This is a genomic window from Kitasatospora cathayae, from assembly GCF_027627435.1.
GTDB classification, from domain to species: domain Bacteria; phylum Actinomycetota; class Actinomycetes; order Streptomycetales; family Streptomycetaceae; genus Kitasatospora; species Kitasatospora cathayae.
Map to the genome: position 1 here is coordinate 5,082,042 of NZ_CP115450.1, position 21,845 is coordinate 5,103,886.

At 72.4% G+C, this 21,845-nt stretch carries 19 protein-coding genes; 15 read left to right on the forward strand and 4 right to left on the reverse strand.

Features of this window, described 5'->3' with window-relative positions; all coding sequences use genetic code 11:
- Positions 1-40: 40 nt before the first annotated feature.
- The 3 genes from O1G21_RS22685 (at position 41) to O1G21_RS22695 (ending at position 2,635) form a co-directional block, all read left to right on the forward strand.
- The gene (locus O1G21_RS22685; RefSeq protein WP_270146448.1) at positions 41-1,228 is read left to right on the forward strand and encodes a sensor histidine kinase; all 1,188 of its coding nucleotides are present in this window, start codon (positions 41-43) and stop codon (positions 1,226-1,228) included.
- Positions 1,225-1,905 (forward strand): response regulator, encoded by a 681-nt coding sequence (locus tag O1G21_RS22690; protein WP_270146449.1) that lies wholly within the window; start codon positions 1,225-1,227, stop codon positions 1,903-1,905. Before O1G21_RS22685 ends, O1G21_RS22690 begins: the two co-directional genes overlap by 4 nt.
- Positions 1,906-2,020: 115 nt before the next feature.
- Positions 2,021-2,635: a hypothetical protein gene (locus O1G21_RS22695; RefSeq protein WP_270146450.1), complete on the forward strand. Its 615-nt coding sequence runs from the start codon at positions 2,021-2,023 to the stop codon at positions 2,633-2,635.
- 142 nt (positions 2,636-2,777) lie between these two features.
- Here O1G21_RS22695 and O1G21_RS22700 read toward each other — a convergent pair whose 3' ends face one another.
- Together O1G21_RS22700 and O1G21_RS22705 are read right to left on the reverse strand one after the other, a co-directional pair.
- Entirely contained in the window at positions 2,778-4,583 is a 1,806-nt protein-coding gene (locus O1G21_RS22700; RefSeq protein ID WP_270146451.1) for a vWA domain-containing protein, read from the reverse strand.
- The gene (locus tag O1G21_RS22705) at positions 4,580-5,644 is read right to left on the reverse strand and encodes an ATP-binding protein (RefSeq protein ID WP_270146452.1); all 1,065 of its coding nucleotides are present in this window, start codon (positions 5,642-5,644) and stop codon (positions 4,580-4,582) included. The genes O1G21_RS22700 and O1G21_RS22705 overlap by 4 nt, the downstream gene beginning before the upstream one ends.
- A 112-nt stretch (positions 5,645-5,756) precedes the next feature.
- Here O1G21_RS22705 and O1G21_RS22710 point away from each other — a divergent pair, with 112 nt between their 5' ends.
- The 4 genes from O1G21_RS22710 to O1G21_RS22725 all read left to right on the forward strand — a co-directional run bounded on the left by O1G21_RS22710 (position 5,757) and on the right by O1G21_RS22725 (position 10,167).
- Positions 5,757-6,497, forward strand: coding sequence for an SIR2 family NAD-dependent protein deacylase (locus O1G21_RS22710; protein ID WP_270146453.1), 741 nt, complete (start codon positions 5,757-5,759; stop codon positions 6,495-6,497).
- A gap of 74 nt (positions 6,498-6,571) precedes the next feature.
- Positions 6,572-7,786: a cytochrome P450 gene (locus O1G21_RS22715; RefSeq protein WP_270146454.1), complete on the forward strand. Its 1,215-nt coding sequence runs from the start codon at positions 6,572-6,574 to the stop codon at positions 7,784-7,786.
- Positions 7,787-7,807: 21 nt separating this feature from the next.
- Positions 7,808-8,806 (forward strand): ADP-ribosylglycohydrolase family protein, encoded by a 999-nt coding sequence (locus tag O1G21_RS22720; RefSeq protein ID WP_270146455.1) that lies wholly within the window; start codon positions 7,808-7,810, stop codon positions 8,804-8,806.
- Positions 8,807-8,841: 35 nt separating this feature from the next.
- On the forward strand, positions 8,842-10,167 hold the full coding sequence (locus O1G21_RS22725) for a serpin family protein (RefSeq protein ID WP_270146456.1): 1,326 nt from the start codon (positions 8,842-8,844) through the stop codon (positions 10,165-10,167).
- Positions 10,168-10,180: 13 nt separating this feature from the next.
- On the opposite strand, the gene O1G21_RS22730 is transcribed toward O1G21_RS22725, so the two are convergent.
- Positions 10,181-11,293: an ADP-ribosylglycohydrolase family protein gene (locus O1G21_RS22730; RefSeq protein WP_270146457.1), complete on the reverse strand. Its 1,113-nt coding sequence runs from the start codon at positions 11,291-11,293 to the stop codon at positions 10,181-10,183.
- 48 nt (positions 11,294-11,341) lie between these two features.
- Positions 11,342-12,619 (reverse strand): DUF2786 domain-containing protein, encoded by a 1,278-nt coding sequence (locus O1G21_RS22735; protein ID WP_270146458.1) that lies wholly within the window; start codon positions 12,617-12,619, stop codon positions 11,342-11,344.
- A 197-nt stretch (positions 12,620-12,816) separates the two neighbouring features.
- Here O1G21_RS22735 and O1G21_RS22740 point away from each other — a divergent pair, with 197 nt between their 5' ends.
- The 8 genes from O1G21_RS22740 to O1G21_RS22775 all read left to right on the forward strand — a co-directional run bounded on the left by O1G21_RS22740 (position 12,817) and on the right by O1G21_RS22775 (position 21,778).
- Positions 12,817-13,356: a DUF1707 and DUF4190 domain-containing protein gene (locus O1G21_RS22740; RefSeq protein ID WP_270146459.1), complete on the forward strand. Its 540-nt coding sequence runs from the start codon at positions 12,817-12,819 to the stop codon at positions 13,354-13,356.
- A 421-nt stretch (positions 13,357-13,777) separates the two neighbouring features.
- A complete protein-coding gene (rpsL, locus tag O1G21_RS22745; RefSeq protein WP_014144289.1) occupies positions 13,778-14,149 on the forward strand; it encodes a 30S ribosomal protein S12 in 372 nt (123 codons plus the stop codon).
- A gap of 2 nt (positions 14,150-14,151) precedes the next feature.
- On the forward strand, positions 14,152-14,622 hold the full coding sequence (gene rpsG, locus O1G21_RS22750; RefSeq protein WP_030055803.1) for a 30S ribosomal protein S7: 471 nt from the start codon (positions 14,152-14,154) through the stop codon (positions 14,620-14,622).
- 39 nt (positions 14,623-14,661) lie between these two features.
- Positions 14,662-16,767 carry an elongation factor G gene (gene fusA, locus O1G21_RS22755; RefSeq protein ID WP_270146460.1) on the forward strand — a complete coding sequence of 702 codons (2,106 nt, stop codon included), beginning with the start codon at positions 14,662-14,664 and terminating at the stop codon, positions 16,765-16,767.
- 220 nt (positions 16,768-16,987) lie between these two features.
- Positions 16,988-18,181 carry an elongation factor Tu gene (tuf, locus tag O1G21_RS22760; protein ID WP_030280743.1) on the forward strand — a complete coding sequence of 398 codons (1,194 nt, stop codon included), beginning with the start codon at positions 16,988-16,990 and terminating at the stop codon, positions 18,179-18,181.
- A gap of 190 nt (positions 18,182-18,371) precedes the next feature.
- Positions 18,372-19,331, forward strand: coding sequence for a glycosyltransferase family 2 protein (locus tag O1G21_RS22765; protein WP_270146461.1), 960 nt, complete (start codon positions 18,372-18,374; stop codon positions 19,329-19,331).
- Positions 19,328-19,774: a GtrA family protein gene (locus tag O1G21_RS22770; protein WP_270146462.1), complete on the forward strand. Its 447-nt coding sequence runs from the start codon at positions 19,328-19,330 to the stop codon at positions 19,772-19,774. The genes O1G21_RS22765 and O1G21_RS22770 overlap by 4 nt, the downstream gene beginning before the upstream one ends.
- A 681-nt stretch (positions 19,775-20,455) precedes the next feature.
- On the forward strand, positions 20,456-21,778 hold the full coding sequence (locus O1G21_RS22775) for a hypothetical protein (protein ID WP_270146463.1): 1,323 nt from the start codon (positions 20,456-20,458) through the stop codon (positions 21,776-21,778).
- Positions 21,779-21,845 lie beyond the last annotated feature (67 nt).

A 21,845-nucleotide genomic window follows, 5' to 3' on the forward strand; every position in this document is an offset into this window, starting at 1 on the left:
CCGCGGGGGCGGGGCCCCCGGGTACGGGGGAGGTACGGCGGTGGAGCGCGTCGCGCGCTGGCGGACATGGACGACCGAGCTGAGCCCGTATGTGCTGGACTCGTTCCTGGCGCTGGTGTCGGCAGGGATCGCGGTGTGGGCGGTCTACAACGACGACACCCGTTGGCCGACGTGGGTCTACCTGTTGGCGGTGGCCACCGCGGTGCCGCTGCCCTGGCGGCGCAGGGCACCACTGACCGTGCTGGCGCTGTACAGCGCCGCCGAGATCACGCTGTCCGTGCTGGCGCACTCGGCGAACGCCCAGGTGCCGCTGGCCGGTGTCCTCGGCCTGTACACGGTGGCGGAGCGGTGTTCGGACCGGGCGCGTTGGTCGGTGCTGGCCGTCACGGTCGTCGGCAACGTGGTCGGCACCCATTCGCCGAACGGCGCGCTGTTCAGCGTGCTCACCTCGGGCGGCTCGTTCGTCTTCGGCGCCCTGGTGCGCACCCAGCGGCAGTTGGTCCGGGTGGAGGCGGAGCGGGCTCGGGAGGCCGGGGTGCGGGCGGCCAGTGAGGCGGGCCGGGCGGTCGCCGAGGAGCGGGCCCGGATCGCCCGGGAGATGCACGACATCCTGGCGCACGCCGTGTCGTTGATGGTGATCCAGGCCGAGGCCGGGCCGCTGGTGGTGCGGGGCGACCCGGACCGGGCGATCCGCACCTTCGACACCATCGCCGACGCGGGGCGCGACGCGATGGTCCAACTGCGGCGCGTGCTCGGTGTGTTGAAGGACCCGGAGGCCGGGCGGGAGCTGGCGCCGCAGCCCCGGCTGACCGAACTCGCCGACGTGGCCGAACGGGTGCGCCAGGCCGGTCTGGACGTGGAGTTCGAACTCGCCGACGGGCTCGGGGCGTTGCCCGCCGACGTGGAGGCGGCGGCGTTCCGGATCGTGCAGGAGGCGCTGACCAACACCGTCAAGCACTCCGGGGCCGACCGGGCCGCGATCCGGGTGCGGCGCTCCGGTGAGGTGCTGGAGGTGGTGGTCTCCGACAACGGCCGCGGGGTGCCGCTGACCGCCGACCGTACGGTGGCGGGCTGGTCCGGCGGGCGCGGGCTGGTCGGCATCCGCGAGCGGGCGGCGGCCTGCGGCGGACGGGCCGAGGCCGGTCCGGGGCCGGAGGGCAGGGGTTTCCTGGTGAGTGTCCGGCTGCCGCTGGGGCCGGCGGGCGTGGTGGAGAGGGTGGGCGGATGACGCCGATACGGGTGGTGGTCGCGGACGACCAGGAGCTGGTGCGGGCCGGGTTCGGGATGATCCTGGACGCCCAGCCGGACATCGAGGTGGTGGCCGAGGCCTGTGACGGCGCCGAGGCGGTCGAGGCGGTGCGCGCGCACAACCCGGACGTGCTGCTGCTGGACGTCCGGATGCCGGTGATGGACGGCCTGGAGGCGGCCCGTCGGGTGTGCGGGGAGTTCCCGGCCACCAAGGTCATCATGCTGACCACCTTCGACATCGACGACTACGTCTTCGACGCGCTGTACGCGGGCGCCAGCGGCTTCCTGCTGAAGGACGTCCGGCGGGACGACCTGGCGCACGGGGTGCGGATGGTCGCCTCGGGGGAGGCGCTGCTCGCGCCCTCGGTGACCAGGCGGCTGATCGGCGAGTTCGCCGCCCGCCGGCCGGGCGGCCGGGAGCGGGCGGTGCGGCCGCCGTCCGGGCTGCTGGAGCAGCTGACCCTGCGCGAGCGGGAGACGCTGCGGCTGATCGCGCGCGGGCTGTCCAACGCGGAGATCGCGGCCGAGCTGGTGGTCAGCGAGCACACGGTGAAGACGCACGTCAGCAATGTGCTGAGCAAGCTCGGGCTGCGCGACCGGGTGCACGCGGTGGTGTTCGCGTACGAGGCCGGGGCGGTGGTGGTGGGGGAGTCCTGAGGTTCTCCCCCGCACGGGGGAGGCGGGGAGTTCGCCGGTGCGGGCGATCCGTGACGAGGGGTCCGGCGGACAGGCTCTGTGGTGTCGGAGCACGTCCACCGTTGGAGATCGTCAGATGAACGCCACTCGCACCGCCCGCCTCGCCAGGTACGCCGCCGTCGGCGCCCCCGCGCTGATGGCCCTCTACGGCGGCATCCGCCTGGTGCCCGGCTCCCGCCAGCCCGGTCCGGGCTGGACCGCCGGGCACACCGCGATGTTCCTCGGCCTGCTGCTGTTCGTCCCGGTGCTGCTCGCCCTGCGCGGACTGCTCGCCCCGCGCGGCACCACGGCCGGGCGGCTGGCCGCGAACGCCGCGCTGGGGACGGCGTTCGCGGGCCTGGCGGCTTCGCTGGCGCAGATCGGGATCGACCTGTACGTCGGTCTGGTCTCGGCGACCAAGGAGGAGCAGTCGCGGCTGTTCGGACGCATCCAGGACGTCCCCGGAGTGCTTCCGGCCGTGTACGAGGTCGGCCCGCTGCTGTTCTACGTCGGCCTGCTGGCGCTGCTGGTCGCCGCCTCGGTGGGCGCGGGCCGGACGCTGCGCTGGTGGAGCCCGGTGCTGATGCTGGTCGGCACCCTCGCCTCGGCGGCCGACCTGGCCTTCATCCCGCTCGCCGCCGCCTGCTACCTCGGCGCCCTCGCCCCGCTGACCCGCCCGGCCACCGCCCTGCGGCACCCGGCGCTGGTCTGAGTACCGACGGTCTGATCCGCCCCGAGCCGAAGGGGCGCGCCGGTGCCGAAAGGGAGAAGCGACAAGCGAGGCACGAGCGCCGGAGCGCCGACCGTCGGCACCGGGTCCGAGCGCCTCGGAGGCGAGTGGGCGAGTAGCAGCCTCAGCTCATCCGGAAGACCGGTCCGCGCGGGGTGAACGGCAGCCCCGCGCCGCGCGGGACGAGGAAGGCGTGCTCGCGGCGCACCCGCAGCACGTCGCACTCGCCGTCCGTGATCACCAGCACCGGCGCCCCGGGCGGGAAGTCCTCGGCCCGCTCCAGCAGGTCGACCCCCGGCTGGAGGACGGTGCCGCCGCGCCCGTGCACCCGCAGCCGCCCGGCGATCTCCTCGACCGGGAGGTACCCGGCGTCGTGCGGGGCGGCGTCGCAGTGCACCACCCGGGCCGCCGGGACGTCCCGGGCGGCGGCGTACGAGGCGATCGCGCCGAGCGCCTTGCCGAGCAGCGTCCGGTCCATCGAGCCCGAGGTGTCCAGGACGACCCCGAAGGTGCAGCGCGGCACCTCCTCCTCGGGGTGGTAGCGGCCGACCCGGGGGATGTCCGGGGTGGCGGACTGCCGACGGGCCGGGCGGGAGTAGCTGCGCACCGGCTCCGGGCGCGGCACGAACTCGTCGAACCAGCGGGCAAGTCGGGCGTCCCACGGGAGCGGCGGGTGGGCGAGCGCGCGGATCTCCTCGACCAGCCCGGCCGGGAGCAGCCCGCGCCCGCGCTGGTGCAGCTCGAAGCCCTGCTGGAGGCCGCGCCGGTAGAAGTCGTCCAGGTCCACGTAGTCCCGGGGCGGGCCGAGCGGTTCGCCGAGGACGTCCGGGCGGTTCTTCCCGGCCAGGGTGGCGAGGCGGCGGATCCGGCGCTGGTCGCGGACGATCCGGTCGTACACCTCCTCGGCCGACAGGCCCTTCAACTGCGGGTCGTGCAGCAGCCCGTCGGGCATCTCGCCGACGCCCATCTCCAGCAGCCAGCCGTTGATGACGTAGTCGGCGGCGACGTTGAACAGGAACGGGTCCCGCCCGCCGCGGCGCTCGCCGTGCCGCAGGGCGGCGTGCAGGATCTCGTGGCCGAGGATGAACCGCCACTCCTCGTCGGAGTGGTGGCGCAGCGGGTTGACGTAGATCTCGGCGGCCTCGGCGTTGACGGCGGCGACGGCGATGTCGTGCGCCCGGGCGAGTTCGGCGTCCGCCACCACGGTGAGGCCGGCCGCGATGCCGCCGAGCAGCGGGTACGAGGAGACGAACCAGTTGAGTGCCCTGGTCCAGGGCCGCTCGGGCAGGCGCTCGCCGGTCTCGGCGTCGATCCGGCCGCCGGCCCGGTCCATCGCGGCGGACATGGTGCGGGTGAGCGCGGCCGCGAAGGCGGCCGGCCAGTCCTCCCGGGCCTGGCCGTGGCCGCGCCACTCGACCAGCAGCTGGTCGCGGTCGGCGGTGCCGGCCGTGCCGTGCGTCCCGGCGGCGCCGGCCGGCGGCAGGCCGTCGCGGCGCCAGCGGGCGGCCAGCTCCTCCTCGTCGCCGCCCGGGAACTCCTGGGGGAGGACGACCGGGGCGCGGCCGACCGGGAAGGTGGCGAGGAACCGGTTGACCACGGCGCAGCGGGCGGCGGCCTCGTGCGGGTCGGGCTGGACCCGGGTGCCGCGGGCGCCCGGGAGGTGGCCGAAGCCGAGGTGCAGCAGGCAGTGCGCCAGCACCCAGGCCCACTCCTCGGGCTCGGCCCGGCGGCGCGGGTTGACGTGCACGGTGCCGTTGGAGTCGACCACCGCCCAGCCGTCCCGCGGTGCGGTGGTGCAGTCCTCGGTGCGGCAGACGTCGGCGCGCAGGGCGGCGAACGCCGGGTTGCGGCGCAGCAGTCGGACGCCCTCGGCGAAGACCTCGGCGCCCGGGTCCGGCTTCTTCGCGGCGGCCTTGGCGGCGGGCTTCACCGGCGGGCCTCGACCAGCCGGGGCATGTCCCGGGCGGCCTCGATCAGGAACCAGGAGGGCAGCACCGGGTTGCCGTCCGCGCCGTCGGCGATCACCGTCTGGGCGACCTCCACCGAGATCTCGGCCAGCTGCACCAGCAGCGACTTGGCCCGGAAGGCGGTCTGCCGCTGCGCCCCGGAGGCGTGCTCCTTGCGGGCGGGCAGCTCCTTGACCAGGCGGCCGCGGAAGGCGTCGGCCAGGTAGTAGAGCAGGTCGCGGTCCTCCAGCCGGTGCGGCCAGCGGGCGTCGCCCTTGAGGATCGCCTCCAGGCCGTAGGAGTTGCGGACGATCTTCGCGTAGCCGCAGAAGGCGACCGCGTGCTGCGCGGTGAGCAGGCCGTGCGCGACCACCTTGAGGGTTTCCTCGTCCAGGGTGGGGCCGAAGGAGTGCAGCGCGTCGGAGAGCATGTGCCAGGCGCGCGGGGTGGAGAACGGCTCCTCGGTCTTGGGCGGGGCGGACCACAGGTGGTCGGGCCGGTCGGTGAGGTGGTCGACGATCCAGGGGTGGATGCCGGCGCCCGCCGCCCAGTGCAGCCAGTCCTCGGCGCTGGCCCGCAGGTGGACGTGGACCATGCGGTTGACCAGCGCGGACGCCATCGGGCGGGCGAGTGCGCCGTCGGTGGCGCGGTTCCCGGCGCCGATCACGATCGAACCGGGCGGCAGCTCGTACGAGCCGATCCGGCGGTCCAGGATCAGCGAGTAGAACGCCTTCTGGACGTCCGGCGAGGCCGCGTTGAGCTCGTCCAGGAAGAGGCAGTACGGCTCGTCGCGGGCGATCTGCTCGGGCGGGCAGAACCGGGAGCGGCCCTCCGGGGTGAGCTGGGGGACGCCGATCAGGTCCTCCGGGGCGAGCTGGGTGCCGACCAGGCTCACGCACTCCAGGCCCAGCGACTCGGCGAACGCCCTGACCAGGGAGGACTTCCCGATCCCGGGAGCGCCCCAGAGGAACACGGGGCGGACGGTGGCCAGGCCGAGCAACAGCTCGGGGACCTGTGAGGGCGAGACGCTGACTGCTCCCTGCACGGGGCTCCTTCACGGAAACGGTGGGTGACCGGCCCAGTGTGCGGGGGGAGTTGACACGGCGCACCGGATTTTCGGTGGCCGCGGGCGGGGCGGCGGCCGTACCGTCCCGCATATGAACGCGAAGCGCCCCCTGATCGCCGTGCTCACCGGTGCGGGCATCTCGACTGACTCCGGCATCCCCGACTACCGTGGCCCGCAGGGGCTTTGGCGCAAGGACCCGTCGGCCGAGGAACTGGTCACCATCGGCCCGTACCGGAACGACCCCGGGGTGCGCGAGCGGGCCTGGCGGATGCGGCTGGAGACGGCCGCGCTGGCCGCCGAGCCGAACGCGGGGCACCGGGCGCTGGTCGACCTGGAGCGTTCCGGGCTGCCGCTGCGGGTGCTCACCCAGAACATCGACGGGCTGCACCAGAAGGCCGGGCTGACCGCCCGCAAGGTGCTCGAACTCCACGGCAGCGTCCGGGAGACCCAATGCCTGGACTGTGCGGCCACCGGGCCGATGGCACAGGCGCTGGCGCGGGTCGAGGCGGGGGAGCCGGATCCGGCGTGCCGCGAGTGCGGGGGGATCCTGAAGCCGCGGATCGTGATGTTCGGCGAGAACCTGGACCAGGAGGTGCTCGGCCAGGCCGACACGATCGCCCGAGCCTGCGACCTGTTCATCGCGATCGGCACCAGCCTGCAGGTGTTCCCGGTGGCCGGGCTGCCGTACAACGCGGTGAAGTCCGGGGCGGAGCTGATCATCCTGAACGCCGAGGAGACGCCGTACGACGTGGCCGCGACCGAGGTGATCCGCGAGCCGATCTCGGTGGCGCTGCCGAAGCTGGTGCGCAGGCTGGTCATGGAACGGGCGTGAGGACCCTTTACGGCCGCACCGCATGCATACGATGATCTTCCCGGCTCCCCCTCACGGCCTGGAGTGATCGAGCGATGACGACGACGGCGAAGTTCGACCCCTGGTCGGCGGCGTTCGTGGCCCACCCGTACGACGCGTACGCCGAACTGCGCGAGCACGCGCCGGTGACGTACTTCGAGCCGACGAACCAGTGGCTGGTCTCGCGCCACGAGGACGTCAGCGCGCTGCTGCGCGACCGGCGCCTCGGCCGCACCTACACCCACCGGTTCAGCCACCAGGACTTCGGCCGCCCCGAGCCCGATCCGGCGCACGAGCCCTTCCACACCCTCAACGACTACGGGCTGCTCGACCTGGAGGCGCCCGACCACACCCGGATCCGCCGCCTGGTCTCCAAGGCCTTCACCCCGCGCATGGTCGAGGGGCTGCGGCCCACCGTCCGGCGCCTCGCGGGCGAACTGGTCGATGGGCTGCTCGCGGCCGGCGGCGGGGACCTGATCGCCGCCGTCGCCGAGCCGCTGCCGGTCGCCGTGATCGCCGAGATGCTCGGCGTCCCGGAGGGCGACCGGCACCTGCTGCGGCCCTGGTCCGCCGACATCACCGGGATGTTCGAGCTCAACCCGAGCGAGGCGACCGCCCGCCGGGCCGTCACGGCGAGCATCGAGTTCTCCGACTACCTGCGCGCCCTGATCCGCGAGCGCCGGGTGAATCCGGGCGCGGACCTGATCAGCGCGCTGATCCAGGCCCAGGAGGGCTCCGACGCGCTCAGCGAGCAGGAGATGGTCTCCACCTGCGTGCTGCTGCTCAACGCCGGCCACGAGGCGACCGTCAACACCACCGGCAACGGCTGGTGGGCGCTGTTCCGCCACCCGGAGGAGCTTGCCCGGCTGCACGGCTCGGTGGACGAGCTGCTGCCCACCGCCGTCGAGGAACTGATGCGCTGGGACACCCCGCTGCAGATGTTCGAGCGCTGGGTGCTGGAGGACATCGAGGTCCGCGGCGTCACCATCCCGCGCGGCGCCGAGATCGCGCTCCTCTTCGGCTCCGCCAACCGCGACCCCGAGCGCTTCGCCGACCCCGACCGGCTCGACCTCGGCCGCACCGACAACCCGCACATCACCTTCGGCGCCGGAATCCACTTCTGCCTCGGCGCACCGCTTGCCAGACTGGAGCTCACCGAGTCCTACGGCACGCTGCTGCGCCGGGCCCCGGGCCTGCGGCTGGTCCGCGAGCCCGAGTGGAACCCGGGCTACGTGATCCGCGGGCTCAAGGAACTGCTGGTCGAGGTCTGACCACGAAGAGGGGGGACTGCCGTGGGCAAGGCGACAGGGGCGCTGCTGGGGCTGGCGATCGGCGACGCGATCGGCCGGGTGACCGAGTTCAAGAGCGTCGAGGAGATCGCCGCCGTCGAGCCCGACTGGCGGCGACTCCCGCTGCCGACGAAGGCGTTGGTCACCGACGACACCCAGATGACGCTCGCCCTCGCCCGCGGCCTGCGCACCGCCCTGGCCCGTGGGCCGCTGACCCCGCTGCGGCTGGAGCGGCCGGTCCGCGAGGAGTTCGTCGACTGGTGGCGCTCCCCGCAGAACAACCGCGCCCCCGGCATGACCTGCCTGCGCGCCTGCGAGCGGCTCAGCCACGAGAAGTACCGCTGGCAGCAGGCCAGCGACGTCGGCTCCAAGGGCTGCGGCGCCAACATGCGGGTCGCCCCGGTCGGACTGATCCGCGAGCTGGACGCCCGGCAGCTCTCCGGCGCCGCCCAGCTGCAGTCCGCGCTCACCCACGGCCACCCGACCGCCCTCGCCGCCAGCGACCTCACCGCGCACGCCGTGCGCAAGCTCGCCGAGGGCGTCCCGCCCGCCGGACTGCCCGCGGTGCTGCGGGCGTACGCGCTGGCGAGCCGCGAGCGCTACGACGAGTTCTGGCTCGGTGACCTCGCCGCGCGTTGGTACGGCGCCTCCCCGCAGGCCGTGCTCGCCCGCGGCTGGGACGACTGCCTCAAGGTCCTCGACCAGCTGCAGTCCGCGCTCGCCGCACCGGACCTGGAAGCCGACCCCTGCCTGGCCACCGGCGAGGGCTGGGTCGCCGAGGAGGCCTTCGGCACCGGCCTGCTCTGCTTCCTGCTGCTGCCCGACGACCCGGTGGCCGCCGTCCGCCGGGCCGCGTACAGCTCCGGCGACTCCGACTCGCTCGCCTGCCTGACCGGCGCCTTCGCCGGCGCCCACCACGGCGAGGCGGCCTGGCCGCAGGAGTGGGTCGAGCGGATCGAGCACCGGGACGAGCTGCTGGAGCTCGGGGCGCTCTGGGACTGAGGGAACCCGAAGGCGGGGTGCCGCGTCGAAGGGCCATGACGAACAGCAGCACCGGAACCCGTCGTCGCACGCCCCGCCGCCCGGCGGCGCTGCTCCTCGCCGCCGCCCTCGCCGCGCCGCTGGTCGCGGGCTGCGGCAGCACCGGGGCCGCGACCGGTACGGAGCTGAAGGCCTCCGCCCCGGCGAGCCGGCCCGCCGTGGACCCGGCCCAGGTGGCCGCCACCGCGCAGGGCACCGACGCATTCGGGCTGGACCTCCTGCACACCCTCACCGCGACGCCGGACGGCGCCGGGCGCAACACGGTGATCTCGCCCGTCGGGCTGGCCACCGCGCTCGGGATGCTGCTGCCCGGGGCGCGCGGCGCGACCGAACAGGAGCTGGCCAAGGCCCTGCACACCGAGCTCGACCCGAAGCAGTACGCCCTCGCCGTCGGCGCGCTCGACCAGCGGACGAAGAACGGCGACCAGGTCACCCTGCACCAGGCCGACGAGGTCTGGACGCAGCAGGGCTTCCCGGTGGAGTCCGACTACCTGGCGACGCTCGCCGCCGCCTTCGACGCCGGAATGCACACCACCGACTTCAAGAAGGATCCGGAGGGCAGCCGCAAGGCCGTCAACGCGGCCGTGGAGAAGGCCACCGAGGGCCGGATCAAGGACCTCTTCGCCCCGAAGGCGATCAACCCGGACACCCGGCTGGTCCTCACCGACGCCCTCTACCTCAAGGCGAAGTGGGCCTCCGAGTTCAAGCCCGGGCACACCGAGGACCGCCCGTTCCACAAGCTCGACGGCACCACCCCGAACGTCTCCACGATGAGCCAGACCGGCGAGTTCAAGTACGCCGACGGCTCCGGCGGGATCGTCGGCGAGCCCTGGCAGGCCGTCGAACTCCCGTACGCGGACGGCAACTTGGCGATGGACCTGATCGTCCCCGCACAGGGCGGCTTCGCAGCCTTCAGCAAGGGGCTGGACCAGCCCCAGCTGGACCGGATCCTCGGCGCCCTCAGTGCGCAGCCCGTCGACCTGCAGCTGCCGCGCTTCCACTTCGACACGTCCAACGAGCTCACCGCCGCGCTGCGCTCGCTCGGCGTCCACGCGGCCTTCGACAACGCCGACCTCACCGGCATCGCCAAGGAGCCGCCGCTCGCCGTCAGCACGGTGGTGCAGAAGGCCACCGTCCAGGTCGACGAGGAGGGCACGGTCGCGGCGGCCGGCAGCGGCGTCGGGATCGGCTCCGCGGCGGCGCCGGCTCCGCGCCAGGCCGCCCAGCTGCACATCGACCGGCCGTTCCTGTTCCTGATCCGGGACACCTCCACCGGCCGGCCGCTGTTCCTCGGCCAGGTCACCGACCCGCAGGCGAAGTAGCTACCAGGCCGCTTCACCAGGCCGGGTAGCGCCCGCCGAGCGCCGGGTGGGCCGGGTCGCGGCTGCCGAACAGCACCAGCAGGTCGTCCGCGACCGTCAGCAGTTCGGCCCGCCCCTCGACCGCCCGGACCCACTCACCGGGCAGCGCCGAGGCGCCGTACGCGGCCCCGACCAGGTTGCCGCAGACCGCACCGGTGGAGTCGCTGTCCCCGGAGTGGTTCACCGACAGCAGCAGCGCGGTGCGCACCGGCTCGGGGTCGAGGGTGGCCGCCAGCAGCGAGTACACCGCGATGGCCAGGCACTCCTCGGCGACCCAGCCGAGCCCGACCCGCTCCACCGTCTCCGCCACGGGCTCGGCCTCCTGGGCCAGCCGCACCGCCCGGGCCAGCGCCTGGACGGTCTCCTTGGAGCTCGGCAGCTCGCGGATCTGCTCCACCGTCTCGCCGACCGCCGCCCACGGCTCCGTCCCGGCGGCCAGCCGCTCGACCAGCGCCGCGAAGGCGCCCGCCGCGAGGTAGCCGGTCGGGTGCCCGTGGGTGAGCTGGGCGCACTGCACGGCGAGCCCGAAGGACTGCTCGACACCGAGCCGGGCCAGCCCGAACGGCGCCGAGCGCATCACCGTGCCGCAGCCCTTGGAGCCGGGGTTGATCGGCCCCGGCCGCCCGATCGCGGACGGCGCCTCGAACTGCGGGTGCTCGGACACCCCGCTCAGGCAGGCGTTGCCCGGCGCCCGCCGCACGTACAGGAACGGCTGCCCCAGCAGCCAGCCGTCGTACGGGCGGGGCTGCGGCTCGGTGTCCGGCTCGGACTGGTACTGGGTCCGCAGCCAGCGCCGGTAGGCACCGTGCACCGCCTCCGGCACCGAGCCTCCGCCGCCCGTCCAGCCGCGGACGAAGCCGCGGATCAGGCCCTCGGCGGTGAACAGCGTCATCTGGGTGTCGTCGGTGACCTCGGCCGGGCCGTTCCCGGCCGGCAGCGCGGTCACGCCCCGCGGTCCGAACCTGTCCTGGATCTGGTGCAGTTGCTGGAACTCGACCGGCCAGCCCAGTGCGTCGCCGATCGCGCCGCCGAGCAGCGCGCCGCGCACCCGGTCCCGGTATCCCGACTCCGCCGCCGACTCCGTCACGTCGAATCCCCCTTCGTTCGTGGCGGGTCGTTTCTATCAGGCGGGCCGTCAGTCGTGGATCTCGCCCCGCCCGTGCAGCGCGGCGCGGTCGGCCGCGGCCCGCCCGGCGGCCCAGCCCTCGCCGTCGCTGACCCGGACCCGCTGCGAGACCAGCTTGGGGAACAGCCGGCCGACCTCCTCGTCCACCGCCGCCGAGCGGGCGGCCAGCGCGGGCAGCAGCCGCTCGTCCGGCAGCAGCTGCTCCTCGGTGCCGTCCTCGCGCAGGTGGCGGCCGGCCGCGGCGGCGCTGGTGGTCCGCTCGGTGGCGGCGGTCAGCCGCTCGCGGATCCGCGCCGCGTACGCGACCAGGAAGGACTGCCGGAACGCCTTGCTGCGCGACCCCTTGCCGGAGCCCGCCTTGTTGAGCGCGTGGGTGGCCTGCACCAGCAGCGAGGTGTAGAGCAGCTCGACGCCGTCCAGGTCCCCGTCGAAGCCGATCACGGTGCAGAAGCCGAACTCCTTCGCCCACACCACCCGGCACCGGTTCGCCGCCGCGACCGCGTCCAGCAGCATCGTCTTGGGGCCCTCGTACGGGTTGTCCACGCCGATCCGCAGCGCCGCCGGGGTGTCCCGGTCGGCCGCGGCGGCGGCCAGCAGCGCCTCGTCGATGCTGTGCTGGGCCATCAGCTGCTGGGCCTTGGCGGTCAGCGCCTCGGCCTCCTCCGGGTACTCGGTGGACTCGGCCTTGGCCAGCAGCGCCCGGATCCGGGCCAGCATCCGCGGCTCGCCGGCCGCCGGCCCGGTGGAGTGCCGGGTCGGTGCGGACCGGCCGGGCGCCGGGCCGACCGGGGCGATCGGGGGCAGCCGGCCCCAGCTGCGCAGCAGCTCCAGGACGGCGGTGGCGAGGGCGAAGCGGTCCAGCCGGTGCCGCTGGGCGAAGGCCCCGAGGTACTGCTCGTCGGCGGGCCACCAGACCTCGGTCTCGAGCTCGCGCAGCTGCTCCTGCCAGCGCCGGTCCAGGCCCGCGGCGGGGTGGCGGCGGCCCTCGGCGGCGATCAGGTCCACCGCGAGCGCCAGGTGGACGGGCTTCAGCCCGCGCCGCACCACCCGCACCAGGTCCGCCGGGCGCCACCCGGCCGACCAGCAGCGGCCGACCGCGGTGTCCGCGTACCCCAGCAGCGCCCGGCTGACCGCCGGCCACTGCCCGACCGAGGCGGCCAGCAGCGAGGCCCCGGTGTCCAGCGCGAGGTCCAGCCCCTCCTCGGGGGCGGTGAGCACCGACCGCACCGCCTGCTCCAGCAGCGGTCCGGCGTTCCCGTCGCCCTGCTGCTGCGCGCGCTTGCCCACGGTGTGTCCCTGCTCTCCTCGACGGCCCGGTCCCTCCGGCCCATGATGCCGGAGGGACCGAGGAGGCGATCCCCACCGCTCGACGGCCCGGGCCGGGCGGTCGGTGGTCCGATCCGGCAACTACTCGGTCCCCTTGTTCGTCCTGCACTATGAGCAGCAGTGAGCGCGCGGGGTGCCGCGCTGCCGGGAGGTGGCGGATGTCCGTTCAACCGTGGGGCGAGCCCGGTCCCGCCCATCGGCCTGCGGCGGCCGGCTGGCAGCCCGTGCCGTCACCGCAGGCGGCGATGCGGGCGAGCCACGCGGACCGCGACCGGGCGGTGGACGTGCTGAAGGCCGGGTTCGCCGAGGGGCGGCTGTCCGCTCAGGAGTACGAGCAGCGCCACGAGGCGGCGTCCCGGGCGCTGACCTACGGCGAGCTGGCCGCGCTGGTGGCCGACCTGCCGGCCGGGCCGATGGCTGCGCCGCTGCAGGCCGCGCAGCCGGTCCCGGCGACCTTCCTGGTGCCGCCCCCGCCGAAGCCCCGGCCCACCAGCGTGCTGGCGGTGGTCTCCATGGTGTGCGGACTGACCGGCTTCCTGGCGCTGCCGGTGGTGCCCGCGGTGATCACCGGCCACATCGCCCGGTCCCAGATCCGCGAGCGCGACATGGACGGCGACTGGGCGGCCGTCCTCGGCCTGGTCCTCGGCTACCTGGGCGCCGCGTTCTGGACCTTGATCATCCTGCTCGGCGCCCTGTAGCGCCCCGCCACCCCGCCCGGCGCTCCGGGTGGCGGGTGCCCGCCGACTGTGGTAGAGCGGGGTGGAGGGCGGCCCGACACCGGCCGGTCGCGTACGGGACACCGGGGCGACATCCGGTCGAAGGTCGCGACCTGCGGCGTTGCATTTGTTTTGACCGCGCCCCATGCGCTAGGTACGCTCTGACCTTGTGCCTGGGGTGTCCCCGGGTCCTTGTGCGTGCATGCACACCGGTCGCCGCGCCGAGCCGGAGCGCCCTCCAGCGCACCGCGCGTAGAGCGCCGTCGCTGTACATCAGCTCATGGGATTCCGTGTCGGAATAGCCCAACACACCCGACCGCGTGGGTCGACCACGGGGTCGTGTGCGAGGGAGACACCGCAGGTTAGTTCCACCAAGCCTTGGCACACAGAAAACGGAGAAACGGTGCCTACGATCCAGCAGCTGGTCCGAAAGGGCCGGCAGGACAAGGTCGAGAAGAACAAGACTCCCGCGCTGAAGGGCTCCCCGCAGCGCCGTGGGGTCTGCACGCGTGTGTACACGACCACCCCGAAGAAGCCGAACTCGGCTCTCCGCAAGGTCGCCCGTGTGCGCCTCACCAGCGGGATCGAGGTCACCGCTTACATCCCGGGCGAGGGCCACAACCTGCAGGAGCACTCCATCGTGCTGGTTCGCGGTGGTCGTGTGAAGGACCTTCCTGGTGTCCGCTACAAGATCATCCGCGGTTCGCTCGACACCCAGGGTGTCAAGAACCGCAAGCAGGCCCGCAGCCGCTACGGCGCCAAGAAGGAGAAGTAAGAATGCCTCGTAAGGGCCCCGCCCCGAAGCGCCCGGTCATCATCGACCCGGTCTACGGCTCCCCGGTCGTCACCCAGCTGGTCAACAAGATCCTGCTGCACGGCAAGCGCTCCACCGCCGAGCGGATCGTGTACGGCGCCCTCGAGGGCGTCCGCGAGAAGACCGGCTCGGACCCGGTCGTCACGCTGAAGCGCGCGCTGGAGAACGTCAAGCCGGCCCTCGAGGTCAAGTCCCGCCGTGTCGGTGGCGCGACCTACCAGGTTCCGGTCGAGGTCCGTCCGGGCCGTGCCAGCACCCTGGCGCTGCGCTGGATGGTCGGTTACTCCCGCGCCCGTCGCGAGAAGACCATGACCGAGCGCCTGATGAACGAGATCCTCGACGCCAGCAACGGCCTGGGCGCTTCCGTGAAGCGTCGCGAGGACACCCACAAGATGGCCGAGTCCAACAAGGCCTTCGCGCACTACCGCTGGTAGTCCGTACCCCGTCACTAGACAGAGAGAGAACGAGCCACCATGGCTGCAACCTCCCTTGACCTCGCCAAGGTCCGCAACATCGGGATCATGGCGCACATCGACGCGGGCAAGACCACCACCACCGAGCGGATCCTGTTCTACACCGGTGTCTCGTACAAGATCGGTGAGGTCCACGATGGCGCTGCCACCATGGACTGGATGGAGCAGGAGCAGGAGCGCGGCATCACGATCACGTCGGCCGCGACGACCTGTCACTGGACGGTCGACGGCGTCGACAACACCATCAACATCATCGACACCCCGGGTCACGTCGACTTCACCGTCGAGGTGGAGCGTTCGCTGCGCGTCCTCGACGGTGCCGTGACGGTGTTCGACGGTGTCGCCGGTGTCGAGCCCCAGTCCGAGACCGTGTGGCGGCAGGCTGACCGCTACGGCGTCCCGCGCATCTGCTTCATCAACAAGCTGGACCGCACGGGCGCGAACTTCTTCTTCTGCGTCGACACCATCGTGGAGCGCCTCGGCGCCACCCCGCTGGTGATGCAGCTGCCGATCGGTGCCGAGGCGGACTTCAAGGGCGTTGTCGACCTTGTCCGCATGAAGGCTCTGGTCTGGTCCGCCGAGGCCGCCAAGGGCGAGATGTACGACGTCGTCGACATCCCGGCCGACCTCCAGGAGCAGGCCGCGGAGTACCGCGAGCAGCTGATCGACACCGTCTCGAACGTCAGCGACGAGATCATGGAGCTCGCCCTCGAGGGCGAGGAGATCCCGGTCGAGCTGCTGCAGGACGCGATCCGCAAGGGCACCCTGAACTCGGACTTCACCCCGATCTTCTGCGGTACCGCCTTCAAGAACAAGGGCGTTCAGCCCCTGCTCGACGCGGTCGTCAAGTACCTGCCGTCGCCGCTGGACATCACGTCCATCGAGGGCACCAAGCCCAACGACCCGGACACCAAGATCTCCCGCAAGGCGTCGGACGACGAGCCGCTGGCCGCGCTGGCGTTCAAGATCATGTCCGACCCGCACCTGGGCAAGCTCACCTTCGTCCGGATCTACTCCGGTCGCCTGGAGTCCGGCACCTCCGTGCTGAACGCCGTGAAGGGCAAGAAGGAGCGCATCGGCAAGATCTACCGCATGCACGCGAACAAGCGTGAGGAGATCGAGTCGGTGGGCGCCGGCGACATCGTCGCCGTCATGGGCCTGAAGCAGACCACCACCGGTGAGACGCTGGCCGACGAGAAGAGCCCGGTCATCCTGGAGTCCATGGACTTCCCGGCCCCGGTCATCCGCGTCGCCATCGAGCCCAAGTCCAAGGGTGACCAGGAGAAGCTGGGTGTCGCCATCCAGCGTCTCGCCGAGGAGGACCCGTCCTTCCAGGTCAACACGGACGAGGAGACCGGCCAGACCATCATCGCGGGCATGGGCGAGCTGCACCTCGAGGTGCTGGTCGACCGCATGCGTCGTGAGTTCAAGGTCGAGGCCAACGTCGGCAAGCCGCAGGTCGCGTACCGCGAGACGATCCGTCAGGCCGTCGAGCGCATCGACTACACCCACAAGAAGCAGACCGGTGGTTCCGGTCAGTTCGCCAAGGTGCAGATCGCGATCGAGCCGCTCGAGCAGGCCGAGGGCTACGAGTTCGTCAACCTGGTCACCGGTGGCCGCGTGCCGCGGGAGTACATCCCGTCGGTCGACGCCGGTTGCCAGGAGGCCATGGAGTTCGGTGTTCTCGCCGGCTACCCGCTGCAGGGTGTCCGCGTGAAGCTGCTCGACGGCCAGTCGCACGACGTCGACTCCTCCGAGCTCGCGTTCAAGATCGCCGGTTCGATGGCCTTCAAGGAAGGCGCGAAGAAGGCCAAGCCGGTCCTTCTCGAGCCGATGATGGCCGTCGAGGTCACCACGCCCGAGGACTACATGGGCGATGTGATCGGCGACATCAACTCTCGCCGTGGCCAGATCCGGTCCATGGACGAGCGTCACGGTGCCCGCGTCGTCACGGCGCTGGTGCCCCTCTCCGAGATGTTCGGCTACGTCGGTGACCTGCGCAGCAAGACCTCTGGTCGCGCGAGCTACTCGATGCAGTTCGACTCGTACGCCGAGGTCCCCAAGGCCGTGGCTGAGGAGATCATCGCCAAGTCCAAGGGCGAGTGAGGTCCGGCTCTGCCGGCATCAGAATCAGTCCGACATTCGGGATGATTCACACCCCTTAGGCTGTTTAGGAGGCGACCCGGGAGGATCCGGACGGATCCTCCCGGGGCCTCCGGCCCCCACCCGCGGGACGGTGCGAGGTGCTTCCGGCACCCGGGCCGGTCCCGATCAAAGACCAACTGACGTCAGCACGGCGTACAGGAACTGTCCTCAGGAGGACTCAGTGGCCAAGGCGAAGTTCGAGCGGACGAAGCCCCACGTCAACATCGGCACCATCGGTCACATCGACCACGGCAAGACCACGCTGACCGCGGCCATCACCAAGGTGCTGCACGACGCGTACCCGGAGATCAACCCCTTCACGCCGTTCGACCAGATCGACAAGGCCCCGGAGGAGCGTCAGCGCGGTATCACCATCTCGATCGCGCACGTCGAGTACCAGACCGAGGCGCGTCACTACGCCCACGTCGACTGCCCGGGTCACGCTGACTACATCAAGAACATGATCACCGGTGCCGCCCAGATGGACGGCGCCATCCTGGTGGTCGCCGCCACCGACGGCCCGATGCCGCAGACCAAGGAGCACGTCCTCCTGGCCCGCCAGGTCGGCGTCCCCTACATCGTCGTCGCCCTGAACAAGGCCGACATGGTGGACGACGAGGAGATCCTGGAGCTCGTCGAGCTCGAGGTCCGTGAGCTCCTCTCCGAGTACGAGTTCCCGGGCGACGACCTGCCGGTCGTCCGCGTCTCCGCCCTGAAGGCCCTCGAGGGCGACAAGGAGTGGGGCGAGAAGCTCCTCGGCCTCATGCACGCGGTCGACGAGAACATCCCCACCCCGGCCCGCGCCGTGGACCAGCCGTTCCTGATGCCGATCGAGGACGTCTTCACGATCACCGGTCGTGGCACCGTCGTCACCGGTCGCATCGAGCGCGGCATCCTCAAGGTCAACGAGACCGTCGACATCATCGGCATCAAGACCGAGAAGACCACCACCACGGTCACCGGCATCGAGATGTTCCGCAAGCTGCTCGACGAGGGCCAGGCCGGTGAGAACGTCGGTCTGCTGCTCCGTGGCATCAAGCGCGAGGACGTCGAGCGCGGCCAGGTCATCATCAAGCCGGGTTCGGTTACCCCGCACACCGACTTCGAGGCCCAGGCCTACATCCTGTCGAAGGACGAGGGTGGCCGCCACACCCCGTTCTTCAACAACTACCGCCCGCAGTTCTACTTCCGTACCACGGACGTGACCGGCGTCGTGACCCTCCCCGAGGGCACCGAGATGGTCATGCCGGGCGACAACACCGCCATGACCGTCGCGCTGATCCAGCCGGTCGCCATGGAGGAGGGCCTGAAGTTCGCCATCCGTGAGGGTGGCCGCACCGTCGGCGCCGGCCAGGTCACCAAGATCGTCAAGTAATTGACGCTCTGACCTGCCTGCCTCGTACAGGCCAGTCCGAAGGGCCCCACGCACCCCGCGGTGCGTGGGGCCCTTCGGCGTCCAGCCCGGCGCTCATCCGGGCGTACTTCCTCTCACGGACAGCTCATGGCCGACTGTTATGGTCGGCTCACCATCCAGCCCCCGCCGTCGCGGAAAGTGGGACCAACGCATGTCTACGGCACCGCTGTTGTCGGTCGTGATGCCGATCTACAACGAGCAGGAGGCGCTCCCGCTGACCGTCGAGCGGCTGCGTCCGATCCTGGACGGGCTGGGCGTCGACTACGAGGTCGTCGGGGTCGACGACGGCAGCCGGGACGCCACGCCCGTGCTCATGCAGAAGATCCGGCAGGACTGGCCGCAGTTCCGCATCGTCCGCTTCGCCCGCAACTCCGGGCACCAGGCCGCGCTCACCGCGGGCATCCACCGGGCGCTCGGCGACTACGTGGTGAGCATCGACGCCGACCTGCAGGACCCGCCGGAGAAGATCCCGGAGATGCTCGACCTGGCCCGCGAGCAGAGCCTCGACGTGGTCTACGGCGTGCGCGGGGACCGCGGCACCGACACCGCCTTCAAGCGCCGGTCGGCCGGCGCCTACTACTGGCTGATGCGCAAGCTGGTCGGCAAGCGGATGCCCAACCAGGCCGGCGACTTCCGGCTGCTCAGCCGCAACGCCGTGGACGCCCTCAAGCAGCTGCCCGAGCACCAGCCGGTCTACCGGCTGCTGGTGCCGTGGCTCGGCTTCCCCAGCGGCGAGGTGGTGTACGTCCGCGAGGAGCGGGTGGCCGGCGGCACCCACTATCCGCTGTCCAAGATGGTGCGGCTCGCGCTGGACAGCATCACCAACTTCTCCGCAGCCCCGCTGCGGCTGGCCACCTACCTGGGCCTGGTCAGCTTCGTGGTCTGCATCGGGCTCGCGATCCACGCCACCGTCGCGTACGCGCTCGGATCGACGGTGCCCGGCTGGTCCTCGCTGTTCATCGGGATGCTGTTCCTCGGCGGCGTGCAGCTGATCTGCGTCGGGCTGCTGGGGGAGTACGTCGGCCGGATCTACTCGGCGGTGCAGGCGCGCCCGACCTACTTCGTCGGCTACGACTCGGCCGAGGACGACGAGCGGGGCCGGGGCCGGTGACGCTGACCGGGGAACCCGCCGGTCCCACCCCGGGGGCCCGCCGCCAGCTGCCGTCCTTCCTGGTCATCGGCGTCCTCAGCACCGTCTTCTACCTGGGCCTGTTCGTCGTCGCGCGGTGGTTCACCGACCCGCAGGCGGCGAACCTGATCGCGCTGGCGGTCAGCGCGGTGGCCAACACGGCGGCCAACCGCCGCTTCACCTTCGGGGTGGTCGGCTCGCAGGGCATGGTCCGCCACCAGCTGCAGGGCGCGGTGGCCTTCCTGATCGGGCTCGGCCTCAGCTCGGGGGTGCTCGCCCTGCTGGACCGGGTGGTGCCGCACGCCTCCCGGCCGGTGGAGGTCGGCGGGCTGGTCGTCGCCAACGGGCTGGCCACGGTCGCCCGGTTCGTCCTGCTGAAGGTCTGGGTCTTCCGCGGCGGCTCCGCCGGACCGTCCGGCTCCTGAGCCTCCGCCCGCCCGCCGGTCCGACACCTCCCCGGTCCGACCGTTCCGCGCCCGGCCCAGGCGCACCCCCGGGCCGCTTCGGGCGGTCGCGACCTCGGTATGCTGGGCCCCCGTAGCCTGCCCGCAGACCCGGACCCGATGGGGGAGACGGGCGGCAGGCACCGAACCGGAGGGGCGCGGCCCGGTGCCGACCGTACACAGCTCGCCCGACGCGGGGCCCGGCGCCCGACCGCGCCGCCGCGGCCGCTGCCCGGGCCGCCCGCCGGTCCGCGCGGAACCGGCGCGGCGAGTGCGCTCGTCTCCGACGACGACGACCAGTGGTCCGCCGGCCGGTTCCGGGCCGTCGACGTGCTCCCGGCCCCGCATCCGCCGATGACCGTCCCGACCGCGGGCCGCGCGGTGAGCGGAGGACCGAGCCGGACCCGGCGGAGCAGGGGGTGAAGCTCACCGTGTCGAGTGACTTGCGGACGCTCCGGAGCCGCACCTTCCCGGGGCTCGACAAGGGGCCTGACATGGGGCCTGACATGCGGTCCGAGGTGGGGCCGGGCAAGGCGTCCGGCGGGGGCGCGGGCGCACTGGGCATTCACGGCCACCCGCTACTATTCACAGCAATCGCACGGCCTGGCCGGCCTCGTGCGGAAACGTATGGTAAGGCCGGCCGGTGAATTCGGTGGTCATGTGATGAAGAACCCGATCGCCAAGCTACTGGGGGTGCTTCCCCCGGGGGCGCGGCTCGTGGTCGGTGGCACGGTCGTGCTCGGAGCCTCGGCGTACGTCTACATGGCGCTCGTGGGCTACAGCCTGAGCACCGTCGGCGCGGCCAGGGTGACGATGCTCTGGACCATCGTGATGTCCGTGGGGTGGGGACTCTTCCAGCCCGTCGAGCTCGAACTGACCCGGCTGGTGGCCGCCCGCAAGGTCGCCGGGCACGGGGCGCTGCCCGCCGTGCGGCGGATGCTGCTGCTCGCCATGGCGATCCTGGTCGCGGTCTGCGCGGTGCTGGCGGTCGCCGCCCGCCCGATCGCCGACCAGCTGTTCAGCGGCGACCGGACCCTGGTGGTCGCGCTGGCCGGCGGCCTGGCGGGCCTCGCGGTGAGCTCGGTCGCCCGCGGCGCGCTGGCCGGCCTCGGGCTGTTCGGCCCGTACGGCACCCAGCTGGCGGTCGACGGCGGGCTGCGGATAGGGCTGGCCGCGCTGGCGGCGGTGGTCGGTCTGCACTCGGCACTGGCCTTCGGCCTGATCCTGTTCGTCTCCCCGCTGGCCGCCTCGCTGATCGGCCTGCGCGACACCCTGGCCGACCGCACCCCGGGGCCGGAGGTGTCCTGGAAGCAGCTGACCAGCGGCCTCGGCCTGCTGATCGCCTCGGTGATGCTCAGCCAGCTGGTGGTCAACGCGACCGTGGTCTGCGTGCGCCTGCTGTCGCCGAAGCACTCCGAGGCCTCCGACGCGCTGGTCTTCGCGATCGGCCAGGCGGTGGTGATGGCCCGGGCGCCGCTGTTCGCCTACAGCGCCCTGCAGGCCTCGATGGTCTCCGCGCTCTCCGGCGCCGCCGCGGCCGGGGACCACGCCGAGTTCCGCAAGGTGCTGACCCGCACCACCGCGATCGTCGCCGCGATGTGCATCGGCGGCGGCCTGCCGGTGATCGTGCTCGGCTCCAAGCTCAACCCGCTGCTCTTCAACGCCAAGGACGTGCTCGGACCGCTGGACTTCACCTGGCTGGTGTTCGGGACGCTCTGCTACGTCCTCGCGACGGTCTTCGGCCAGGCGCTGATGTCGAGCGCGCAGCACCGGCGTCAGCTGGTGGGGTGGACCGCCGGTTCCGTAGCATTGGTGGCTGTCGCGCTCGCTCCGGGTGCCGTCGGCCTCCGCGCGGAGTTCGCGTACCTGGCGGGCTCACTGGTCAGTGCCGCACTGATGCTGTGGTCGCTGTACCGCGCGTTCCCCTCCCGTCCCGCGGCGGCGCCCGCCGACCGGACCGCGGCCGAGCCGCTGCGGACCTCCTGAGGCGGGGGACCGGACCGTGATCGGCCGTCGCCCATGACCATCACCGACAGACCCGAGGCACGCGGAG

Bases quoted from the DNA above. Each gene is read 5' to 3' on its own strand.
- O1G21_RS22765 (WP_270146461.1), top strand. From the start codon at position 18,372: ATGTCTACGGCACCGCTGTTGTCGGTCGTGATGCCGATCTACAACGAG.
- O1G21_RS22710 (WP_270146453.1), top strand. From the start codon at position 5,757: ATGAACGCGAAGCGCCCCCTGATCGCCGTGCTCACCGGTGCGGGCATC.
- O1G21_RS22740 (WP_270146459.1), top strand. From the start codon at position 12,817: ATGTCCGTTCAACCGTGGGGCGAGCCCGGTCCCGCCCATCGGCCTGCG.
- O1G21_RS22715 (WP_270146454.1), top strand. From the start codon at position 6,572: ATGACGACGACGGCGAAGTTCGACCCCTGGTCGGCGGCGTTCGTGGCC.
- O1G21_RS22725 (WP_270146456.1), top strand. From the start codon at position 8,842: ATGACGAACAGCAGCACCGGAACCCGTCGTCGCACGCCCCGCCGCCCG.
- O1G21_RS22775 (WP_270146463.1), top strand. From the start codon at position 20,456: ATGAAGAACCCGATCGCCAAGCTACTGGGGGTGCTTCCCCCGGGGGCG.
- fusA (WP_270146460.1), top strand. From the start codon at position 14,662: ATGGCTGCAACCTCCCTTGACCTCGCCAAGGTCCGCAACATCGGGATC.
- O1G21_RS22690 (WP_270146449.1), top strand. From the start codon at position 1,225: ATGACGCCGATACGGGTGGTGGTCGCGGACGACCAGGAGCTGGTGCGG.
- rpsG (WP_030055803.1), top strand. From the start codon at position 14,152: ATGCCTCGTAAGGGCCCCGCCCCGAAGCGCCCGGTCATCATCGACCCG.
- O1G21_RS22695 (WP_270146450.1), top strand. From the start codon at position 2,021: ATGAACGCCACTCGCACCGCCCGCCTCGCCAGGTACGCCGCCGTCGGC.